Raw genomic sequence first — 18,914 nt, forward strand, 5'->3', positions numbered from 1 at the left:
GCGCGGCGACGGTCGCGGGCGGCCGGCCCTCTCAGTCGCGCCGGCGGACGAACACGCCGCCGAGCCACACGATCAGGCCGGCGACGACGGCCGCGGCGACCGCGGCTGCGACCGGCGGCGGCCCGTGCCCGCCCGAGCGCAGTCCGGAGACCGTGCCCTCCGCGGACGTCGTCCCCGGCGGGGGAGCCGCCTCGGCCGGCAGCGGGACCACGGTGACGTCGCTGGGCAGGCCCTCCCCCGCCACGACGAGGCCCGAGGAGTCCCCTGTGAAGCTGATCGCCTCGCCCTGGGCCGCCTCGGGCAGCGCGACCCGGCGCGGCTCCCCCGCCAGCGCACCCACCACGTCGGAGCCGGTCAGCGACCAGACGTAGGCGTCGGTGTAGGTCCGCAGCGCGATCCACCGCTCGTCGGGCGAGACCGCGCCGCCGGTGACCATGAGCTGTCCAGCGCGACCGACCGGGCCACCCGGCGTCCCGGTGAGCACGAAGTCCACGCCGCCGACCTGGGTGAGGCCGACGGTGCCGTCCTCCACGAGGGCCGACACCGGCCGGTACACCGCGCTGGCGCCGAGCACCTCCTTGGTCACCAGGTAGGGCGTCCCGTCGGGCGCGAGCAGCAGTGCCTCGACGTCCCGTGGACCGTCGGGGTAGGCGAGCCGGTAGACGGAACTGCTGCTGTCGGCGTGCAGGGCCAGCAGCGCCACCGTCGTCCGGGTCCCGTTGTTGTCGCCGGTGTCCGCGAGCCACACCGTTCCGTCGACGGCCAGCGCCAGGTCCTCCGGGTCGTAGGGGTCCACCGGCGCGGAGTGCACGGTGACCACGGCACACGTCGCGTCGAGCACGTAGACCTCGAGCGAGTCGCCGCCGTCGTTGTGCGCCAGCATCCGGTCGCCCACCTCGACCAGCCCGGAGACCTCGGGCAGACGGGGGTCGGTCAGCTGGCAGCGCGTTCCCGGTGCTGCCGGGTCGGCCGGCTGTGCGGACACCGGCAGGGCGGAGCCGAGGACGAGCGTCAGCGCGAGACCGGTCCCGGCCGTCAGACGTCGCCCTCCGACCCCGCTACGCGGAGGACCGGCCAGCTCGGGCACCGACCCAGCGTGACACCACGACCGCGTCCAGTAGGTGAACCACGCCCAGCAGCAGGAGGCCGACGGCCGCCCCGACCACGGCGTCGGTGACCCAGTGGAAGTCCAGGGACACCATGGCCACCCCGGTGGCCACCGGGCCGGCGACGCTCAACGCCCGGGCCGTCTGCTGCGCCCATGCCGCGAGGCGGTACTCGACCACCTGCCAGCGTGCCACTCCCCACATGAGCACCGCGTTGGCGACGTGCCCCGAGGGGTAGGACGCACCGTCCCGGTGGAAGAACGACCCGGGGTAGGCCGGCGCCGTCCGGCCCGTGCCGTACTTGAACGAGTAGACGACGAGGGTCAGCAGGACCAGCGCGAGCAGCACCCGCAGCAGCGGCACCACCGTGCGGAACCGCCACCCGAGGTAGCCGACGAGCCCGGCCAGGACGATGAGGATGAAGCCGCGCCCACCCAGTTGGGTCACCGCCCACACCGGCCAGTAGGCGGCGGAGTCCTTGAGGTCCCAGGCGCTGACCACCTCGGAGACCCTCAGGTCCATCCGCTCGAGCACGCCCCGGCCGAGCAGGTCGACGGTCACCGCGACCGTGACCACGAAGGCGACCACCAGGAGCCACCGCGGCGGGCGGCCGACGGGGACGCCGGTGTCGGCGGCGTCGAGCGGGGTCGCCCCCGGACGCCGCCGCACCGCGCCGCTGGTCACGCCGGCCACGGTACCGGGCCGTGACCTGATCGTGACCTCGCTCGATCGAGCGAGCGTGTCAGCTGACGGGCGCCGCGAACCCCTCGAGGGCGGCGGCGAGGGCGCCGTCCACCCGAGCGCTGAGCCGGGTACCCCCGGCCTCGTGGGTCTCCTTCAGCACCTCGCCGTCCCGGTGCACCCGGGCCACCAGGTCGCCGCGGTCGTAGGGCACCAGCACGTCGACCTCGACCTCGGGGTGCGGCAGCCGGGCGGCCAGGATCTCTCGCAGCTGCTCGATGCCTGCACCCGTGCGGGCCGAGACCCACAGCGCACCCGGCAGGGCACGGCGCAGGGTGAGGACGTCCTCTTCGGTCATCGCGTCCACCTTGTTGACGACGATGAGCTCCGGGACGGCCGCGGCGTCGATCTCACCGAGGACGACGCGCACCGCCTCGATCTGCCCCAGCGGGTCGGGGTCGGAGCCGTCGACGACGTGCAGCAGCAGGTCGGCGGCGGCCACCTCCTCCAGCGTGGAGCGGAACGCGTCGACCAGCTGGTGCGGCAGGTGTCGCACGAAGCCGACGGTGTCGGTGAGCGTGTACTCGCGGCCGTCCGGGGACTGCGCCCGGCGCACCGTCGGGTCCAGGGTCGCGAACAGCGCGTTCTCGACCAGCACGCCGGCACCGGTGAGCCGGTTGAGCAGGCTCGACTTGCCGGCGTTGGTGTACCCGGCGATCGCCACGCTGGGGACGGCGTTGCGCCCGCGGGACGAGCGCTGCGTAGCCCGGGCGGTGGCCATGCCGGCGATCTCCCGGCGCAGCTTGCTCACCCGCGCGCGGATCCGCCGCCGATCGGTCTCGATCTTCGTCTCACCGGGGCCACGGGTACCGATGCCGCCACCGCCGGCGACGCGGCCACCGGCCTGCCGGGACAGCGACTCACCCCAGCCGCGCAGCCGCGGCAGCATGTACTGCATCTGCGCCAGCTCGACCTGCGCCTTGCCCTCCCGGCTGGAGGCGTGCTGGGCGAAGATGTCGAGGATCAGCGCGGTCCGGTCGACCACCTTGACCTTGAGGATCTTCTCCAGCGCGTTGAGCTGGCCCGGCGTCAGCTCGCCGTCGCAGATCACGGTGTCGGCGCCGGCCGCGGCGACGATGTCGCGGATCTCGGCGGCCTTGCCCGACCCGACGTAGGTGCCGGCGTCGGGCTTGTCGCGCCGCTGGCTCACCGCCTCCAGGACCTGCGAGCCGGCGGTCTCGGCCAGCGCGGCCAGCTCGCCCAGCGAGCGGTCCGCGTCGACCTGGGTGCCCTCGGTCCAGACGCCGACCAGCACGACGCGCTCGAGGCGCAGCTGGCGGTACTCGACCTCGGTGACGTCGGCGAGCTCGGTGGACAGGCCGGCGACGCGGCGCAGCGCACCGCGGGCCTCGAGCGCGTAGGAGCCGGTCGTGTCGTCCGGCTCGTCCCCCCCGTCGTCGGGGCGGGGTGCCTCCTCGGCGGGCGTCGGCGCGGCCCGCAGGGCGCGTTCCTCGGCGTCGGCGAGCACTGCGCGGTTCTGTGCGGTCGTCATCGTCTCCAGCGTGGCAGACCCCAGCACCTGGGGCATCCGAGTTGTCTCCTGCGCTCGTGTCATCGGCTGGTACAACACCGCGGCCGCGGCGGACCATCCCGGTACGCGTGGCCGGGTCGCGACCGGGTAGAGCGGAGGGCGACGACCGACCACACGAGGAGGCGCGAGATGAGCGAGACGGGCAGCAGCGCCGCAGGGACGAACGAGGAGCTCGACGACCCGGGCCGGGATCCCAAGGGCCTCAACCCGCCGCGCAACCCGCTGTCCGGCGGCCTGGGCAGCACGAGCGGCGGACCGGACCAGGACAGCGGCCGCGGTGAGCCCGAGGGCAGCCCCGGCATCGCCGGCCAGTCGATGGTGCCGGAGTCCCCGCAGGAGACGGAGAACACCCGGGACTGAACCTGAAAGTGGGCCCTCCTGCCGCCCGCCATTCGCAGGCTCGCGGCGGGACCCTGCAGGAGGGCCGTTCCAGCACGTTCCCGGGGCCGTTCCGGGACGTCACCTGGCCCGGAGCCACTCCGGGGTGAGCTCGCCGGCCGCCACCACGACCGCGGGACCGGACAGCACCGTCGTCCGCTCGTCGACGGTCACACCCAGCCGGCCGCCGGGGACGTCGACGGTGACCGTGCCCGTCGCCGCGCCGGCGGCCTCCAGCGCCGCCCAGGCCGCAGCGCAGGCGCCCGTGCCGCACGAGCGGGTCTCCCCCACCCCGCGCTCGGACACCCGCAGCCGCACGTGCCGCCCCTCCTCGACGACGTTGACGAACTCGACGTTCACGCCGTCCGGGAACAGCCCCGCGTCGACCGTGGGCGCCGTCGTGAGGTCGAGGGTGTCGACGTCGACGTCGGTGAGGCAGGCCAGGTGCGGGTTGCCCATCGAGACCGCGCGCCCGGGGAACGCCGCACCCCCGAGCTCGGCGGTGCCGGCGCCGAACGGCCGGGCCGGACCCATGTCCACCCAGTAGCCGCCGTCGGCCGCAGCGCCCACGCGCCGGGGCCCGCCCCGGGTGCCGACCCAGATGCCGTCGGCGCAGGCGTCCCGGGCGACCAGGCCCTCGGTGACCAGCACGTGGAGGAACAGCCGGATCCCGTTGCCGCACATCTCGGCGGTCGAGCCGTCGGCGTTGCGGTGGTCCATGAACCACTCGCACCGGCCGAGCGCCTCCCCGAGGACGGCGGGGGCGTCGGGCACGTGCTCGCTGCGGACGACGCGCAGCACGCCGTCCCCACCGAGACCGGCGCGGCGCTCGCACAGCCGCCGGACCATCCGGGCGTCCAGCCGGCTCTCCGGCCAGCCGGTGCCGTCGGGGTCGGGCAGGACGACGAAGTCGTTCTCCGTGCCGTGGCCGATCAGCACCCGGTGCGCTCTCACGAGCCCTCCTCGCTGGCGCTCGTCGGCCACGTCCGTGGCACTGCTGGATCCATGGGTGAGCTCGCGAAGCCGCTCACCCGTCCAGGGTACGAGCGGTGATCAGCCCCAGCGCCGCCTCCACCAGGTCGGGCCGGGCGGCGTCGAGCCAGGTGGTCGCCGGGTCGCGACGGAACCAGGAGCGCTGCCGGCGCACGAAGCGGCGGGTGGCGCTGACCGTGCGCTCCCGTGCCTCGTCGGGTGCGAGCGTGCCGTCGAGCTGGGCCAGCACCTGTGCGTAGCCGAGGGCGCGGGACGCCGTCGCCCCCTCGCGCAGCCCGTCGGCGGCCAGCGCCGCCACCTCGTCGACGAACCCCGCCGCCCACATCCGGTCCACCCGCAGGGCGACCCGCTCGTCGAGCTCGGCCGGTCCGCGGTCCAGGCCGACGACGACTGCCGGGTAGTGCGGCCGCGGCTCGGGCAGCGTCGCGCGGAACGGCCCGCCGGTGATCTCGACGACCTCCAGCGCCCGCACGATCCGCCGTCCGTTGCTGGGCAGCACCGCCGCGGCGGCGTCCGGGTCCACCGCGGCGAGGCGGGCGTGCAGCGCGGCCGGGCCGGCCTCGGCCAGCTCGGTCTCCAGCCGGGCCCGTACCGCGGGGTCGGTACCCGGGAACTCCAGCTCGTCGAGGACGGCGCGCACGTAGAGCCCGGAGCCGCCGACCAGCAGCGGCACCACCCCGGCCGCCCGCAGCCGGTCCACCTCGGCGCGCGCCAGCCGCCGGTACTCGGCCACCGATGCCGCCTGCCGGACGTGCCACAGGTCGAGCAGGTGGTGCGGCACGCCGCCCCGCTCGGCGGCGTCGGGCTTGGCGGTGCCGATGTCCATGCCGCGGTAGAGCTGCATCGAGTCGGCGTTGACCACCTCGCCGCCCAGCCGGTGCGCCAGGGCGACGCCGAGCGCGGTCTTGCCCGTGGCGGTGGGGCCCACGAGCGCGACCACGGGCGGCTGGGAGGTCATCGCAGGCGCCAGTCGGCCACCAGGTAGCCGACGCCGAAGGGTGCCTCGTGCGCGTGCAGCCGGCCGCTGACCTCCCGGCCGGTCAGCACGGCGCCGACCGCGCGCCAGGTGGGCACGCCTGCAGCCAGCAGCCGGGCGCCCTCCGCGGGGTCGAGCGCCGCGAGGGCACCCGGGTCCCCGGCGGCCAGCGCGGCGGCGACGGCCTCGTCGTGCGGCTGCGCCGCCGCGTCGAGGTGGCCGGGAGCCTTGAGCGAGCGCCGCGCCGAGCCGTCCCCCATCGCCAGGACGGCGACCGGCCCGGGCAGGCCGGCCAGCGCGGCGGCGAGGTCCTCGGGACCGACCCCGAGGCGGACGCCGCCGTACCCGGCCTCGTCGAGCAACCAGGCGCCGATCGTGTGGGCCAGTGGCGTGCGGCGCCCGCCGGGACGGGCCCGGCCGGCGAAGGGGACGTCGAGGTCGACACCGAAGCCGCGCAGGTCCCCGCCGTCGCCCTCCCCGAACCGCCCGCAGTCCTCCTCACCGCCGACAACCACGACGACCTCCGGGCGGGGGGCCAGCACCGCGTCCACCGCGGTCGCGCAGGCCGTGCGCAGGGCGGCGGTGTCCTGCGCGGCCCGCCCGGCCACCGCCGGCACCAGCAGCGGCGGGCAGGGGCAGAAGGCGACGGCGGCCGGGACCGAGCTCACCGCAGCAGTGTCCCGGATGCGTCGTGGGACACTCCGGGACGTGTCGAGCACGGAGAACGCCGGAACCCCCGAGCAGCAGCTGCCCGAGCCGCCGACGGCCGGATCCGAGGCGGTCGCCCCCGAGGCGGGGACGCCGGCCGCGCCCACCCCCGACGACGCCGCGGTAGCCGACCCGACCGCAGGGTCCACCGCGCCGGAGGCCCCCGCAGCGCAGCCCGCCGTCCCCCACCCGCCCGCAGACGCCACCCCGGCGTCCGACCCCGCCCGGTGGGGCCGCGTGGACGAGGACGGGACGGTCTACGTCCGCACGGCCGAGGGCGAGCGCGCCGTCGGCTCGTGGCAGGCGGGCGACCCGGCGGCGGGGCTGGCCCACTACGCCCGGCGCTACGACGACCTCGCCACGGAGGTGTCGCTGCTCGAGGCGCGGCTCCGGGCGCACACCGGCAACCCCGGCGAGATCAAGGCCAAGGCCCAGGCGCTGGCCGAGTCGATCCCCGCCGCCACCGCCGTGGGCGACCTCGACTCCCTGGCCGCGCGTGCCCGTGCGATGGTCGGCACCGCGGACGAGGCCGCCGCCGAGTCGCGCGCCGAGAAGGCGGCTGCCCGAGCGGCTCAGATCGCCCGCAAGGAGGCGCTGGCCGCCGAGGCCGAGCAGATCGCCGCGGAGTCGACCTCGTGGAAGGCCGCCGGGGACCGGCTCAAGGCCATCGTCGAGGAGTGGAAGACCATCCGCGGCATCGACCGCAAGACCGACGAGGCGCTGTGGAGCCGCTTCGCCGCCGCGCGCGACGCCTTCGGCCGCCGCCGCGGCGCGCACTTCGCCGCCCTCGACGCCCAGCGCGGTGAGGCCCGCGCGGCCAAGCAGGAGCTGATCGCCGAGGCGCAGCGGCTGTCCACGTCCACCGACTGGGGGCCCACCTCCGCCGCGATGCGCAGCCTCATGGACCGCTGGAAGGCCGTCCCGCGCACCGGCCGCGACGGCGACGACGACCTGTGGAAGCAGTTCCGCGCCGCACAGGACGTCTTCTTCACCGCCCGGGCCGAGTCGGACAAGGCCCGCAACGCCGAGCAGCTGGCCAACCAGCAGGCCAAGGAGGAGATCCTCGCCGAGGCCGAGAAGCTCGACCCGTCCAACGACCTGCGCACGGCGCAGAACGTGCTGCGCAAGCTGCAGGAGCGCTACGACGCCATCGGCCACGTGCCGCGCGGCGCGATGCGCCAGCTGGAGGACCGGATGCAGGCCGTCGAGCAGCGCATCCGCGGCGCCGTCGACCCCTCCCGCCCGCGGGCGGCTCCGGAGAACCCGATGGTCACCTCGATGCGGCAGGCGGTCACCAAGGCCGAGGAGCAGCTGGCCAAGGCCGAGGCCGCCGGCGACACCCGCCGGATCGAGGAGGCCCGGGCGAACCTGGCCACCCGCCGGGAGTGGCTGGCCGAGGCGGAGAAGTCGGCCTCCCGCCGCTGAGCGGGTGTACGAGGGGCCCCGTCCAGCCGGGCGGGGCCCCTCGTGCACCCCGGCCCCTTCAGGGCACCGCGCCGAGCATGCGAGGGGTGGGGGGAAGGGAGTCCGCTTCAGCAGCCCCCGGCCGGGGCCAGCGGAGCCGGGGCGCCGACCTGCGGCATCCCGAGCAGCACGCCCGGGGTGGTCGGGCGGGTGCCGGCCTCGTGCGCGTCCCCGGCACGGGTGCGCCGGTGCGACCGCAGCGGCCCGTCGGCGACCAGGTGGTGCGGCGCGGCCTGGGTCACCACGGTCTCGACCACGTCACCGGGGCGCACCTCCCCGTCGGCACCGCCGTCCGTCGCCGTGAAGTGCACCAGCCGGCCGTCGCGGGCGCGGCCCGACAGCCGCCCGGTGCGGGCGTCCTTGCTGCCCTCCCCCGCGGCGACCAGCAGCTCGACGGCCCGCCCGACCTGCGCTCGGTTCTCGGCCCAGCTGATCTCGTCCTGCAGGGCGGTCAGCCGGAGGTAGCGCTCCTGCACCACCTCCTTGGGCAGCTGCCCCTCCATCTCGGCGGCGGGCGTGCCCGGGCGCTTCGAGTACTGGAAGGTGAACGCGCTGGCGAACCGGGCCTGGCGCACCACCTCGAGGGTCTGCTCGAAGTCGGCCTCGGTCTCGCCGGGGAAGCCCACGATGATGTCCGTGGTGATCGCTGCGTCGGGCATCGCGGCCCGCACCCGGTCGAGGATGCCGAGGTAGCGCTCCTGCCGGTAGGCGCGGCGCATCCGGCGCAGGACGTCGTCGGACCCCGACTGCAGCGGCATGTGCAGCTGGTGGCAGACCGCCGGCGTCTCGGCCATCGCGGCGATGACGTCGTCGGTGAACTCCCGCGGGTGCGGGCTGGTGAAGCGGATGCGCTCCAGGCCCTCGATCCGCCCCGCCGCGCGCAGCAGGTCGGCGAAGGCCCCCTGCTGACCGAACTCGACGCCGTAGGCGTTGACGTTCTGCCCGAGCAGGGTCACCTCGAGCACGCCCTGCTCCACCAGGGCCTGCAGCTCGGCCAGGATCTCGCCGGGGCGGCGGTCCATCTCCCTGCCGCGCAGCGCCGGGACGATGCAGAACGTGCAGGTGTTGTTGCACCCGACGCTGATCGACACCCAGCCGGAGTAGGCGGAGTCCCGCTTGGCCGGCAACGTCGACGGGAAGACCTCGAGCGCCTCGGCGATCTCCACCTGCGCCTCGGCGTTGTGCCGCGCCCGTTCCAGCAGCGCCGGCAGCGAGCCGACGTTGTGGGTGCCGAAGACGACGTCGACCCACGGCGCGCGGCGCACGATCTCGCCGCGGTCCTTCTGCGCCAGGCACCCGCCGACGGCGATCTGCATACCGGGGCGGGCGTCCTTGACCGGGCGGAGGTGGCCGAGGTTGCCGTAGAGCCGGTTGTCGGCGTTCTCCCGCACCGCGCAGGTGTTGAGGACGACGACGTCGGCGTCCTCCCCCTCGGAGGCGGCGCTGTAGCCGGCGGACTCCAGGAGGCCGGAGAGCCGCTCGGAGTCGTGCACGTTCATCTGGCAGCCGTAGGTGCGGACCCGGTAGGTCCGCGCAGGGGCGGGCTGGGCGCTGCGGTCGAGATCGCTCGTCATGACGGATCGAGGGTACGGCGGGTGACGCATCCCCTCGCCGGGCTCCGTGACCAGCGGCTTCGTTACGGCTTCGTGATCGTCGGTTCCGTCCGGCGTCCTCAGCCGCCCTTAGGGTCTGCCGGGTGACCAGCCGTACTGCCGGAGAGCCTCTCGTCCGCCTGTCCGGGGTCGACAAGTGGTTCGGCGAACTGCACGTCCTGCAGGACATCGACCTGTCGATCGACCGCGGCGAGGTTGTCGTGGTCATCGGCCCGTCCGGCTCCGGGAAGTCGACGCTGTGCCGGACGATCAACCGGCTCGAGCCCATCGACTCCGGCGAGATCGCCATCGACGGTCAGCGGCTGCCCGAGGAGGGCAAGGAGCTGGCCCGGCTGCGCGCCGACGTCGGCATGGTGTTCCAGAGCTTCAACCTCTTCGCCCACAAGACCGTGCTGGAGAACGTCACCCTCGGCCCGGTCAAGGTGCGCAAGCAGAGCAAGGGCGAGGCCGAGCGGCGCGCCCGCGAGCTGCTGGACCGCGTCGGGGTCGGTGCGCAGGCGAACAAGTACCCGGCGCAGCTCTCCGGCGGTCAGCAGCAGCGCGTCGCCATCGCCCGCGCGCTGGCGATGGACCCCAAGGTCATGCTGTTCGACGAGCCGACCTCCGCGCTGGACCCCGAGATGATCAACGAGGTCCTCGACGTGATGACCGCGCTGGCCCGCGACGGCATGACGATGGTCGTCGTCACCCACGAGATGGGCTTCGCCCGCCGGGCGGCCAACCGGGTCGTGTTCATGGACGGCGGCCGGATCGTCGAGTCCGCCGACCCCGAGACCTTCTTCACCAACCCGCAGTCGGACCGGGCCAAGGACTTCCTCGCGAAGATCCTCACCCACTGAGCCCGGTAGAGAGGAACGCACATGCGCATCACCCGCTACGCCGCCACCTTCGGGGCCCTGGGCCTCGTGCTCGCCGGCTGTTCCAGCGAGGCCGGCCAGCAGGCCGCGGAGGCCACCGCGAACGCCCCCGAGGTCGCGCAGGACGTCGAGTTCCCGGCCGGGAGCACGATGGCCGAGCTCGCCGAGGCCGGGACGATCACCGTCGGCACCAAGTTCGACCAGCCCGGCTTCGGTCTGGCCAACCCGCAGGGCGTGCCCGAGGGCTTCGACGTCGAGGTCGCCAAGATCGTCGCCGGTGAGCTGGGCATCGCCCCCGAGGAGATCGAGTGGAAGGAGACGGTGTCGGCCAACCGGGAGTCCTTCATCCAGAACGGCGACGTCGACATCGTCGTGGCCACCTACACCATCAACGACGCCCGCAAGCAGCTCATCGACTTCGCCGGGCCCTACTACGAGGCCGGCCAGGACATCATGGTCGCCACGGGCAACCCGCTGGCCATCGAGGGCCCGGACGACCTCGCCGGCAAGCGGGTCTGCTCGGTGGAGGGCTCGACGCCGGCGCAGAACATCCGGGACAACTACCCCGAGGCCCAGCTGACGCTGTTCGACGTGTACTCCAAGTGCGCCGACGCGCTGCGCAACGGCCAGGTCGACGCGGTGACCACCGACAACGTCATCCTCACCGGCCTCGTGCAGGGCGGTCAGGGTGCCTTCGAGCTGGTGGGCAACCCCTTCACCCAGGAGCCGTACGGCATCGGGCTGACGAAGGGCGACGACGAGTTCCGCGGCTTCATCAACGACACCCTCGAGCAGGCCTTCGAGGACGGCAGCTGGGCCGCGGCCTGGGACCGGACCGCGGGCGCGATCACCGGCGAGCCGGCTCCCGAGCCCCCGACGATCGACCGGTACTGACCGAGCGGATCCCCTGACGCCGCCGGGCGGGACCTCCCGCCCGGCGGCGCTTCGCCGTCCCGACCCGGAGAGGAGGCGCCGTGGACTTCGTACGCGAGAACGCCGACCTGTTCCTCGATGCGTTCCTGACCACCCTCGGTCTGTCGCTGCTGGCCGGCCTGCTGGCGCTGGTGCTCGGCACCCTCCTCGCCGCGATGCGCGTCAGCCCCATCCCCCCGCTGCGCGGCCTGGCCACCTTCTACGTCGAGACCTTCCGCAACACGCCGCTCACGGTGGTCTTCTTCTTCATCATCTTCGGGCTGCCGCAGATCGACTTCGTCATCGGCTTCTTCCCGGGGGCCGTCCTGTCGGTCGGCCTCTACACCGCCGCGTTCGTGTGCGAGGCGGTGCGCTCAGGAGTCAACGCGGTGTCGGGCGGCCAGGCCGAGGCCGCGCGGGCGCTCGGGTTGACCTTCGGGCAGTCCCTCCGCGAGGTGGTCCTCCCCCAGGCGTTCCGGACCGTGGTCCCACCCTTGGGCAACGTGCTGATCGCGATGGTGAAGAACACCTCCATCGCAGCAGGCTTCTCGGTGAGCGACCTGAGCTCGCTGCTGCCCCGGTTGGTCAACGCCGACGCCGGTGACCTGACGCTCGTGCTCGTCGGCGTGGTCGTGGGGTACATGGTGATCACCGTCCCGTCGGCCCTGGCGGTCAACCGGATCGAGCACCGGGTGGCGATCGTCCGATGACGACACCCGTCCTCTTCGACCTACCCGGACCCAAGGCCCGCCGACGCATCCGCATCGGCACGGCGGTCGGCGTCCTCGTCGTCCTCGCGATCGTCGCCCTCGTGCTCGTCCGCCTGGCCGGCAACGGACAGCTGGAGGCGCAGCGCTGGGCCGTCCTGTTCGATCCGGCCAGCCAGGTGCCCCAGGCACTCGGCCAGGCCCTGCTGCGCACGCTCCAGGTCGCGATCGTCGGCATGGTGCTCGCCACTCTGCTGGGTCTCCTGCTCGCGGTCGGCCGGCTCTCGGAGCACCGCTGGGTCCGCGTGGTCGTCACCACGTCGATCGAGTTCTTCCGCGCGGTGCCGCTGCTGGTCCTGATCTTCGCGCTCTACTTCCTGCTCCCGAAGTTCGGGATCCGGCTCAGCGCGTTCTGGGCCCTCGTGGGCGGCCTGGTCCTCTACAACGCCGCGGTGCTCGCCGAGATCTTCCGCGCCGGGATCCTGTCGGTGGACCGCGGCCAGCGCGAGGCCGCCTACGGGCTCGGCATGCGGAAGACGCAGGTCATGACGCTGGTGCTGCTCCCGCAGGCGGTCCGACGCATGCTGCCGGTGCTCATCGCCCAGCTCGTCGTCCTGCTCAAGGACACCTCGCTGGGCTTCATCATCAGTTTCCCCGAGCTCCTGCGCGGAGCGCGTGGCCTGGTGGAGTTCTTCACGCTGCAGTTCGGCAACCAGTACACGTTCCAGCTCTACGTCGCCGCCGCGGTCATCTACATCGCGATCAACCTGGTGCTGTCGTGGCTGGCGCGGTACGTCGAGCGGCGCACCCGTGGCAACGAGAAGACGGCGGCCACGACGCCGACCGAGTTGCCCGCCGACGTGCAGATGGGCGGTGGCGGCGGCGTCGTCCCGGCAGTCCGGTGACACCGGCCGCCGGACGGGACGGCTGTGTCCTGCCCGGCGGTCCCGCCCGGCGGCCGGACTGCCGAGAACTGCGACGTGGACACCGCCCTTCGCCCCGCCGTGCCCCCGCTCCCGGCGCCGGTGCGCCGCCCGGCGGCACCGCTGGACCCCGCCCAGGAGTTCGTGTCGCGGCTGCGCGCCTCCGCCTCCGCACTGGCCGCTGCCGCCCGCGCTGACACCGCCGTCGTGCGGGAGGTCGTGCCGCCGGCCCGGCACCGCCGCTCGCGGTGCCGGGTGGTGCTGCGCTTCGCCGGTGGCACGGAGACCGACCTGACCTTCCTCGGGCCGGTGAGCTCCGCGGCCGCCGCACCGGAGCGGGCCTTCGACCTTCAGATTCGTGCGTGGCTGGCTTCCGAGCTCGGCCGTGGGGGGAGCTGCCTGGTGCCTGACGACGACGCAGCGGAGGGCGTCGCCGTCGACGTGACCGCCTGGTCGTCCGCCGCGCGCCGCGCGGAGTGACCAGGCGCCCGCCCCCCGGCGAGGGAGCGTTCCGGCTTCCCTGACCTGCGTTGTTGGGTCACCATGGAGACCAGCTCCGAGCCGGAGGAGCGCGGTCGCCCCTGGGAGTCGCCGCATGACCGCTCTGGCCCCGCAGCCCATCCTCACGCGATCGAGCACGACGCCGGCACCTGAGCGGGGCTCGCGGCTGTCGAACCTGCTGCGGACCACCGACCACAAGACCATCGGCCTGATGTACCTGGCCACCTCCTTCGTCTGGTTCGCCGTCGCCGGGCTGATGGCGATGCTGATGCGCGGGGAGCTGGCCCGCCCCGGACTGCAGTACCTGTCACCGGAGCAGTACAACCAGCTGGTCACCATGCACGGCACGGCGATGCTGCTGTTCTTCGCGACGCCGCTGTTTTTCGCGTTCGGCAACCTGATCATGCCGCTGCAGATCGGCGCACCCGACGTCGCCTTCCCGCGCCTGAACGCCTTCTCCTACTGGCTGTTCCTCTTCGGCTCGATGCTCGCGATGGGTGGGTTCCTCACGCCGGGCGGCCCTGCCGACTTCGGCTGGTACGCCTACACGCCGCTGTCCAACGTCACCAACAGCCCCGGTGCCGGACCGGATCTGTGGATCGCCGGCCTGGCGGTCAGCGGTCTGGGCACGATCCTCGGTGCGGTCAACTTCGCCACCACGATCGTCTGCCTCCGGGCGCCGGGCATGACGCTGTTCCGGATGCCGATCTTCACCTGGAACACGCTGATCACCAGCCTGCTGGTGCTCTTCGCCTTCCCGATCCTCACCGCCGCCCTGTTCGGCCTCCTGGCCGACCGGCAGGTGGGCGCGCTGGTGTACTCGGAGGAGAACGGTGGGCCGATGCTGTGGCAGCACCTGTTCTGGTTCTTCGGGCACCCCGAGGTCTACATCATCGCGCTGCCCTTCTTCGGCATCATCACCGAGGTCATCCCGGTGTTCAGCCGCAAGCCGCTGTTCGGCTACAAGGGCATGGTTTTCGCGACCATCGCCATCGGCGCCCTGTCGGTGACCGTGTGGGCGCACCACATGTACGCGACTGGTGCGGTACTGCTGCCGTTCTTCGCGTTCCTGACCTACCTGATCGCCGTGCCGACCGGCATCAAGTTCTTCAACTGGATCGGCACCATGTGGCGCGGCCAGCTGACCTTCGAGACGCCGATGTTGTTCTCGATCGGCTTCCTGGTCACCTTCCTCCTGGGCGGTCTGACCGGCGTCCTGCTGGCCAGCCCGCCGCTGGACTGGCACCTGAACGACAGCTACTTCGTCGTGGCCCACTTCCACTACGTGGTCTTCGGGACCGTCGTGTTCGCCGCCTACGCGGGGATGTACTTCTGGTTCCCGAAGATGTGCGGCCGGATGATGGACGAGCGCCTCGGGAAACTGCAGTTCTGGATGACCTTCATCGGCTTCCACGGCACGTTCCTGGTGCAGCACTGGCTCGGCGGCGAGGGCTTCCCCCGGCGCTACGTCAACTACCTGCCCACCGACGAGTTCACCACGCTGAACACCGTCTCGACGATCTTCTCCTTCATCCTCGGCGCGTCGCTGATCCCGTTCCTCTACAACGTCGTGCACTCGTGGCGCTACGGGCCTCTGGCGCTGCGGGACGACCCCTGGGGCCACGGCAACTCGCTGGAGTGGGCGACGTCGTCCCCGCCACCGCGGCACAACTTCACCGAGATCCCGAAGATCCGCTCCGAGCGGCCGGCGTTCGAGGCGCACTACCCGCACCTGATCGACCGTCTCGAGCGGGAGAAGCACGTCGGGCGGCGGCACGAGCCCTACGCCGGCGTCAGCGACCTCGGCCTCAGCGAGGGCGGCCGGCAGGGCAGCCGGGACCCCGACCCGACCTGAGCCGACGACCGGTCGGCACTCACCGATGTGACGCCCGTGGCCACCGCCGGCACGCCGGTCGGTCGCCGCTGTCGTCCTTCACCGGTCAGTCGGCCGCCACGGCCCGGAACCGGGTGGCCGGTCAGGGCAGCCAGGCGTCCAGGCCGTGCTCCTGGTGCACGCCGGGCTGCCCGGCGTCCTCATCGGACCGGTCCTCGTCGAGGGCTTCGCGGACCACCCACCCGGCCAGGCCGGAGCCGTAGCCCTTGCGAGCGAGCATCCCCACCAGCCGCCGCTCGGCGGTGACCCGGTCGACCCGCCGCAGGCCGGGTAGCCGGCGCTGGACCAGCCGTCGAGCCGCGTCCCACTCGTCCTGGTCGTCGACGAGCGCGACCGCCTCCTCGGCGACCTCGCCGTCAACGCCCTTGGCGCGCAGTTCCGCCTTGAGCGCACGCCGCGCCAGGCCGCGTCCGGCCTGGCGGGAGGTCACCCAGGCCCGGGCGAAGGCGGCGTCGTCGATCAACCCGACCTCGCCGAACCGGTCGAGGACGACCTCTGCGATGTCGTCGGGGATCCCGCGCTTGGCCAGCAGGTCGGCCAGCTGCTGACGGGTCTTGGGTGCACCGGTCAGCGCCCGCAGGCAGATCGAGCGGGCGACCTGCTCGGGGTCGCCCGGGTCGTCCTGGGGGTGCGGGCCGCCGGCCGGAGGTGCGGCGTCCGGACCGTCCGGGTCAGGGGACGAGCCGGAGCGCCGCCCGCGTCGACGCGTGGGAGCCGAGCGCTCCCGGGCGTCGGGCGAGCCGCCCACCGTCAGAAGTCGGGCTGGTCGGCCGTCGCGGGCTCATCCACCTTCGGACCGATGCCCAGCTTCTCCTTGACCTTCTTCTCGATCTCGTCGGCGAGGTCGGGGTTGTCCCGCAGGAAGGTGCGGACGTTCTCCTTGCCCTGACCGAGCTGGTCGCCCTCGTACGTGTACCAGGCGCCGGACTTGCGGATGAAGCCCTGCTCGACGCCGGCGTCGATCAGACCGCCCTCGCGGCTGAAGCCCTGACCCCACAGCAGGTCGAGCTCGGCCTGCTTGAACGGCGCGGCGACCTTGTTCTTGACGACCTTCACCCGGACCCGGCTGCCGACCGCCTCGGTGCCCTGCTTGAGGGTCTCGATGCGCCGGACGTCGAGGCGGACCGACGAGTAGAACTTCAGCGCGCGACCACCGGTGGTGACCTCCGGCGAGCCGTAGACGACGCCGACCTTCTCGCGCAGCTGGTTGATGAAGATCGCGGTGGTGCCGGAGTTGTTCAGCGCACCGGTGATCTTGCGCAGCGCCTGGCTCATCAGCCGGGCCTGCAGACCGACGTGGCTGTCACCCATCTCGCCCTCGATCTCGGCGCGGGGCACCAGCGCGGCGACCGAGTCGATGACGATGACGTCGAGCGCGCCGGAGCGGATGAGCATGTCGGCGATCTCCAGCGCCTGCTCACCGGTGTCGGGCTGGCTGACCAGCAGCGCGTCGGTGTCGACGCCGATCGCGCGGGCGTACTCGGGGTCGAGCGCGTGCTCGGCGTCGATGAACGCCGCGATGCCGCCGGCGGCCTGGGCGTTGGCCACCGCGTGCAGGGCGACCGTCGTCTTGCCGGAGGCCTCGGGGCCGTACACCTCGATGACGCGGCCGCGCGGCAGTCCGCCGATGCCGAGGGCGATGTCGAGGGCGATCGAGCCGGTCGGGATGACCTTGATCGCCTGTGCGGCGTTGTCGCCCAGCCGCATGACCGAGCCCTTGCCGAACTGCTTGTCGATCTGGGCGAGGGCCATGTCGAGGGCCTTGTCGCGGTCGAGCGTTGCCATGGTGCTCACCTTCGGGAAGTCGCGATGCCGTGTGTTCGAGCGGGTCGGTGTCGACGCTAGAGCGGGGGTCCGACACTTCCGGGGGATCCGGCCGACCTGTGGAGGAACGCCCGGCCTGTGGACTGCGGCACCCAATCTAGACCGAACGTGTGTTCGACTGCCAGCGTGACACGCCGCTCCCCCGGGTCAACGCTCCTTGCGCGGCACGTCGAACTCCTCGCAGATCGCCAGCCAGACGCGCCGCACCGGCAGCCCGGCCTCGATCGCCTCGATGGCGCTGCGACCACCGAGGGAGGAGAAGACGTGGTCGCGGGCGACGCTCTCGGCGCGCATGGAGCCGAACTGCTCGCGGAGCCGGGACCAGAACTCCTGCAGTCGCACGACCACGACGCTAGCGCGCACGCGCGCAGGACGGCCGGGGCCTCCGGCCTCCTACGCTGGAGCGGTGATCGGCACCGGCTCGGCCACCCTGGACCTCGTCCTCGAGATCGGGATCGCGCTGGCCCTCCTGGCCTCGCTGGTCCTGCTCTGGCGCAACTACCGGGGCCGCTGAGCCGGCACCGCTCCCCCGCGCTCCCCGGTGCGCGCCCACACCACCACCAGCGGGACCACGAGCGCGGCCGAGACCGTCGCGACCAGGCCGTAGCCACCCAGGGCCAGCAGCGGCCCGCCGGCGACCCCGGCCAGCGCGGCCCCCAGGCCCATCAGCAGGTCGGTGCCGCCCTGCGCGGCGGGTCGCCGCCCCTCGCCGACCGACTCGGTGACCAGGGTGGACCCGGCGATGAGCCCGCAGGACCACCCCAGCCCGAGCAGCAGCAGCCCGGCGCCCAGCTGCAGCGCCGCCCCGGACGGCGCCGTCCCCGCCAGCCCGGCCGCCGCCAGCAGCAGGACCGCCCCCACGGCGACGGTCGCGCGGCGCCCGGCCCGGTCGGCCAGCAGCCCGACCAGCGGGGAGAACAGGTACATGCCGGCGACGTGCACGCTGATGACCAGGCCGATGACGCGCAGCGTGGTGCCCCCGGCATGGCCCATGTGCACCGGCGTCATGACCATCACGCCGACCATCACCGCGTGGGAGACCACGACCGCGGTGAGGCCGAGCCGACCGCGAGGATCGGCCCACACCGCCCGGACGGCGTCCGTGGTGGCCCGACGTGGCCGGCCGGGGTTCGCCCCGGCGCCCCGCAGCTGCCGCGCCAGGAGCAGCGGGTCGGGGCGCAGCAGGGCGAGCAGACCCAGCGCGACGACGGCGAACACGGCCACCGAGACGGCGAAGGCGCCGGTCAGTGGCGGCAGCCCCAGCAGGTCGCCGAGCTGCTCACCGGGGCCGGCGAGGTTGGGGCCGACCACCGAGCCGACCGTGGTCGCCCACACCACCAGGGACAACGCCCGCCCCCGGCGCTCCGGGACGGCGAGGTCGGCCGCGGCGTAGCGCGCCTGCAGCCCGCAGGCGGTGGCGGCGCCGAAGGCGAACAGGCCAACGAGCAGCAGCGGCAGCGAGGAGACGACCGCGGCGACCACCGTCACGAGGGCGCCGAGGACGGCGACCGCATACCCGGCGGCCAGGCCCGCCCGCCGGCCGGCGCGGTCGCTGATCCGCGCCAGTGGCACGGCGACGACCGCGGCCCCGAGCACGCCGGCCGTCTGGCCGAGACCGGCTGCGGTCTCGGTGCCGGCCACGTCGCGGGCGAGGAGGCCGCCGACGGTGATGCCCACCGTGATGCCCAACCCGCCCAGGGCGACTCCACCGCTGAGCACGCCGAGGGTCCGGCGCTGGACGGCGACCGGGTCGACGGCCCGGGTCTGCGCGGGCACGGCAGGCCCC

General features: G+C 73.6%; 19 protein-coding genes. 8 read left to right on the forward strand and 11 right to left on the reverse strand.

Features of this window, described 5'->3' with window-relative positions; all coding sequences use genetic code 11:
- Positions 1-31 precede the first annotated feature (31 nt).
- From ACWIX3_RS22605 to hflX, 3 genes are all read right to left on the reverse strand, one after another.
- A complete protein-coding gene (locus ACWIX3_RS22605; RefSeq protein WP_448609594.1) occupies positions 32-985 on the reverse strand; it encodes a hypothetical protein in 954 nt (317 codons plus the stop codon).
- Positions 986-1,058: 73 nt separating this feature from the next.
- Entirely contained in the window at positions 1,059-1,790 is a 732-nt protein-coding gene (locus ACWIX3_RS22610; RefSeq protein WP_448609595.1) for a phosphatase PAP2 family protein, read from the reverse strand.
- Between the two features lie 58 nt (positions 1,791-1,848).
- On the reverse strand, positions 1,849-3,339 hold the full coding sequence (gene hflX / locus ACWIX3_RS22615) for a GTPase HflX (RefSeq protein WP_448609596.1): 1,491 nt from the start codon (positions 3,337-3,339) through the stop codon (positions 1,849-1,851).
- 168 nt (positions 3,340-3,507) lie between these two features.
- Here hflX and ACWIX3_RS22620 point away from each other — a divergent pair, with 168 nt between their 5' ends.
- Positions 3,508-3,738 carry a hypothetical protein gene (locus ACWIX3_RS22620; RefSeq protein WP_448609597.1) on the forward strand — a complete coding sequence of 77 codons (231 nt, stop codon included), beginning with the start codon at positions 3,508-3,510 and terminating at the stop codon, positions 3,736-3,738.
- Positions 3,739-3,837: 99 nt separating this feature from the next.
- Here the strand turns inward: ACWIX3_RS22620 and dapF are convergent, their stop codons facing one another.
- From dapF to ACWIX3_RS22635, 3 genes are all read right to left on the reverse strand, one after another.
- Positions 3,838-4,710: a diaminopimelate epimerase gene (gene dapF, locus ACWIX3_RS22625; RefSeq protein WP_448609598.1), complete on the reverse strand. Its 873-nt coding sequence runs from the start codon at positions 4,708-4,710 to the stop codon at positions 3,838-3,840.
- Positions 4,711-4,783: 73 nt separating this feature from the next.
- Positions 4,784-5,707: a tRNA (adenosine(37)-N6)-dimethylallyltransferase MiaA gene (gene miaA / locus ACWIX3_RS22630; RefSeq protein ID WP_448609599.1), complete on the reverse strand. Its 924-nt coding sequence runs from the start codon at positions 5,705-5,707 to the stop codon at positions 4,784-4,786.
- The gene (locus ACWIX3_RS22635) at positions 5,704-6,393 is read right to left on the reverse strand and encodes a hypothetical protein (RefSeq protein WP_448609600.1); all 690 of its coding nucleotides are present in this window, start codon (positions 6,391-6,393) and stop codon (positions 5,704-5,706) included. Before ACWIX3_RS22635 ends, miaA begins: the two co-directional genes overlap by 4 nt.
- Before the next feature lie 40 nt (positions 6,394-6,433).
- Between ACWIX3_RS22635 and ACWIX3_RS22640 the strand changes: the two genes are divergently transcribed.
- Complete coding sequence (locus tag ACWIX3_RS22640; protein WP_448609601.1) at positions 6,434-7,858, forward strand: DUF349 domain-containing protein; 1,425 nt, start codon at positions 6,434-6,436, stop codon at positions 7,856-7,858.
- A 107-nt stretch (positions 7,859-7,965) separates the two neighbouring features.
- Here ACWIX3_RS22640 and miaB read toward each other — a convergent pair whose 3' ends face one another.
- Positions 7,966-9,471 carry a tRNA (N6-isopentenyl adenosine(37)-C2)-methylthiotransferase MiaB gene (gene miaB / locus ACWIX3_RS22645; RefSeq protein ID WP_448609602.1) on the reverse strand — a complete coding sequence of 502 codons (1,506 nt, stop codon included), beginning with the start codon at positions 9,469-9,471 and terminating at the stop codon, positions 7,966-7,968.
- 122 nt (positions 9,472-9,593) lie between these two features.
- On the opposite strand from miaB, the gene ACWIX3_RS22650 reads away from it, so the two are divergent.
- The 6 genes from ACWIX3_RS22650 to ctaD all read left to right on the forward strand — a co-directional run bounded on the left by ACWIX3_RS22650 (position 9,594) and on the right by ctaD (position 15,265).
- Complete coding sequence (locus ACWIX3_RS22650) at positions 9,594-10,349, forward strand: amino acid ABC transporter ATP-binding protein (RefSeq protein WP_448609603.1); 756 nt, start codon at positions 9,594-9,596, stop codon at positions 10,347-10,349.
- Positions 10,350-10,370: 21 nt separating this feature from the next.
- Positions 10,371-11,261 (forward strand): glutamate ABC transporter substrate-binding protein, encoded by an 891-nt coding sequence (locus tag ACWIX3_RS22655; RefSeq protein ID WP_448609604.1) that lies wholly within the window; start codon positions 10,371-10,373, stop codon positions 11,259-11,261.
- Between the two features lie 80 nt (positions 11,262-11,341).
- Entirely contained in the window at positions 11,342-11,989 is a 648-nt protein-coding gene (locus ACWIX3_RS22660) for an amino acid ABC transporter permease (protein WP_448609605.1), read from the forward strand.
- Positions 11,986-12,891: an amino acid ABC transporter permease gene (locus ACWIX3_RS22665; RefSeq protein WP_448609606.1), complete on the forward strand. Its 906-nt coding sequence runs from the start codon at positions 11,986-11,988 to the stop codon at positions 12,889-12,891. The genes ACWIX3_RS22660 and ACWIX3_RS22665 overlap by 4 nt, the downstream gene beginning before the upstream one ends.
- 99 nt (positions 12,892-12,990) lie before the next feature.
- Positions 12,991-13,389 carry a hypothetical protein gene (locus ACWIX3_RS22670; RefSeq protein ID WP_448609607.1) on the forward strand — a complete coding sequence of 133 codons (399 nt, stop codon included), beginning with the start codon at positions 12,991-12,993 and terminating at the stop codon, positions 13,387-13,389.
- Between the two features lie 115 nt (positions 13,390-13,504).
- Positions 13,505-15,265, forward strand: coding sequence for an aa3-type cytochrome oxidase subunit I (gene ctaD, locus ACWIX3_RS22675; protein WP_448609608.1), 1,761 nt, complete (start codon positions 13,505-13,507; stop codon positions 15,263-15,265).
- Positions 15,266-15,386: 121 nt separating this feature from the next.
- On the opposite strand, the gene ACWIX3_RS22680 is transcribed toward ctaD, so the two are convergent.
- The 4 genes from ACWIX3_RS22680 to ACWIX3_RS22695 all read right to left on the reverse strand — a co-directional run bounded on the left by ACWIX3_RS22680 (position 15,387) and on the right by ACWIX3_RS22695 (position 18,904).
- Entirely contained in the window at positions 15,387-16,052 is a 666-nt protein-coding gene (locus ACWIX3_RS22680) for a regulatory protein RecX (protein WP_448609609.1), read from the reverse strand.
- A gap of 2 nt (positions 16,053-16,054) precedes the next feature.
- On the reverse strand, positions 16,055-17,089 hold the full coding sequence (gene recA, locus ACWIX3_RS22685; protein WP_448609610.1) for a recombinase RecA: 1,035 nt from the start codon (positions 17,087-17,089) through the stop codon (positions 16,055-16,057).
- A 186-nt stretch (positions 17,090-17,275) separates the two neighbouring features.
- Entirely contained in the window at positions 17,276-17,470 is a 195-nt protein-coding gene (locus ACWIX3_RS22690) for a DUF3046 domain-containing protein (protein WP_448609611.1), read from the reverse strand.
- Positions 17,471-17,626: 156 nt separating this feature from the next.
- The gene (locus ACWIX3_RS22695) at positions 17,627-18,904 is read right to left on the reverse strand and encodes an MFS transporter (protein ID WP_448609612.1); all 1,278 of its coding nucleotides are present in this window, start codon (positions 18,902-18,904) and stop codon (positions 17,627-17,629) included.
- Positions 18,905-18,914 lie beyond the last annotated feature (10 nt).

The sequence above is a fragment of the Geodermatophilus sp. URMC 60 genome, from assembly GCF_053502585.1.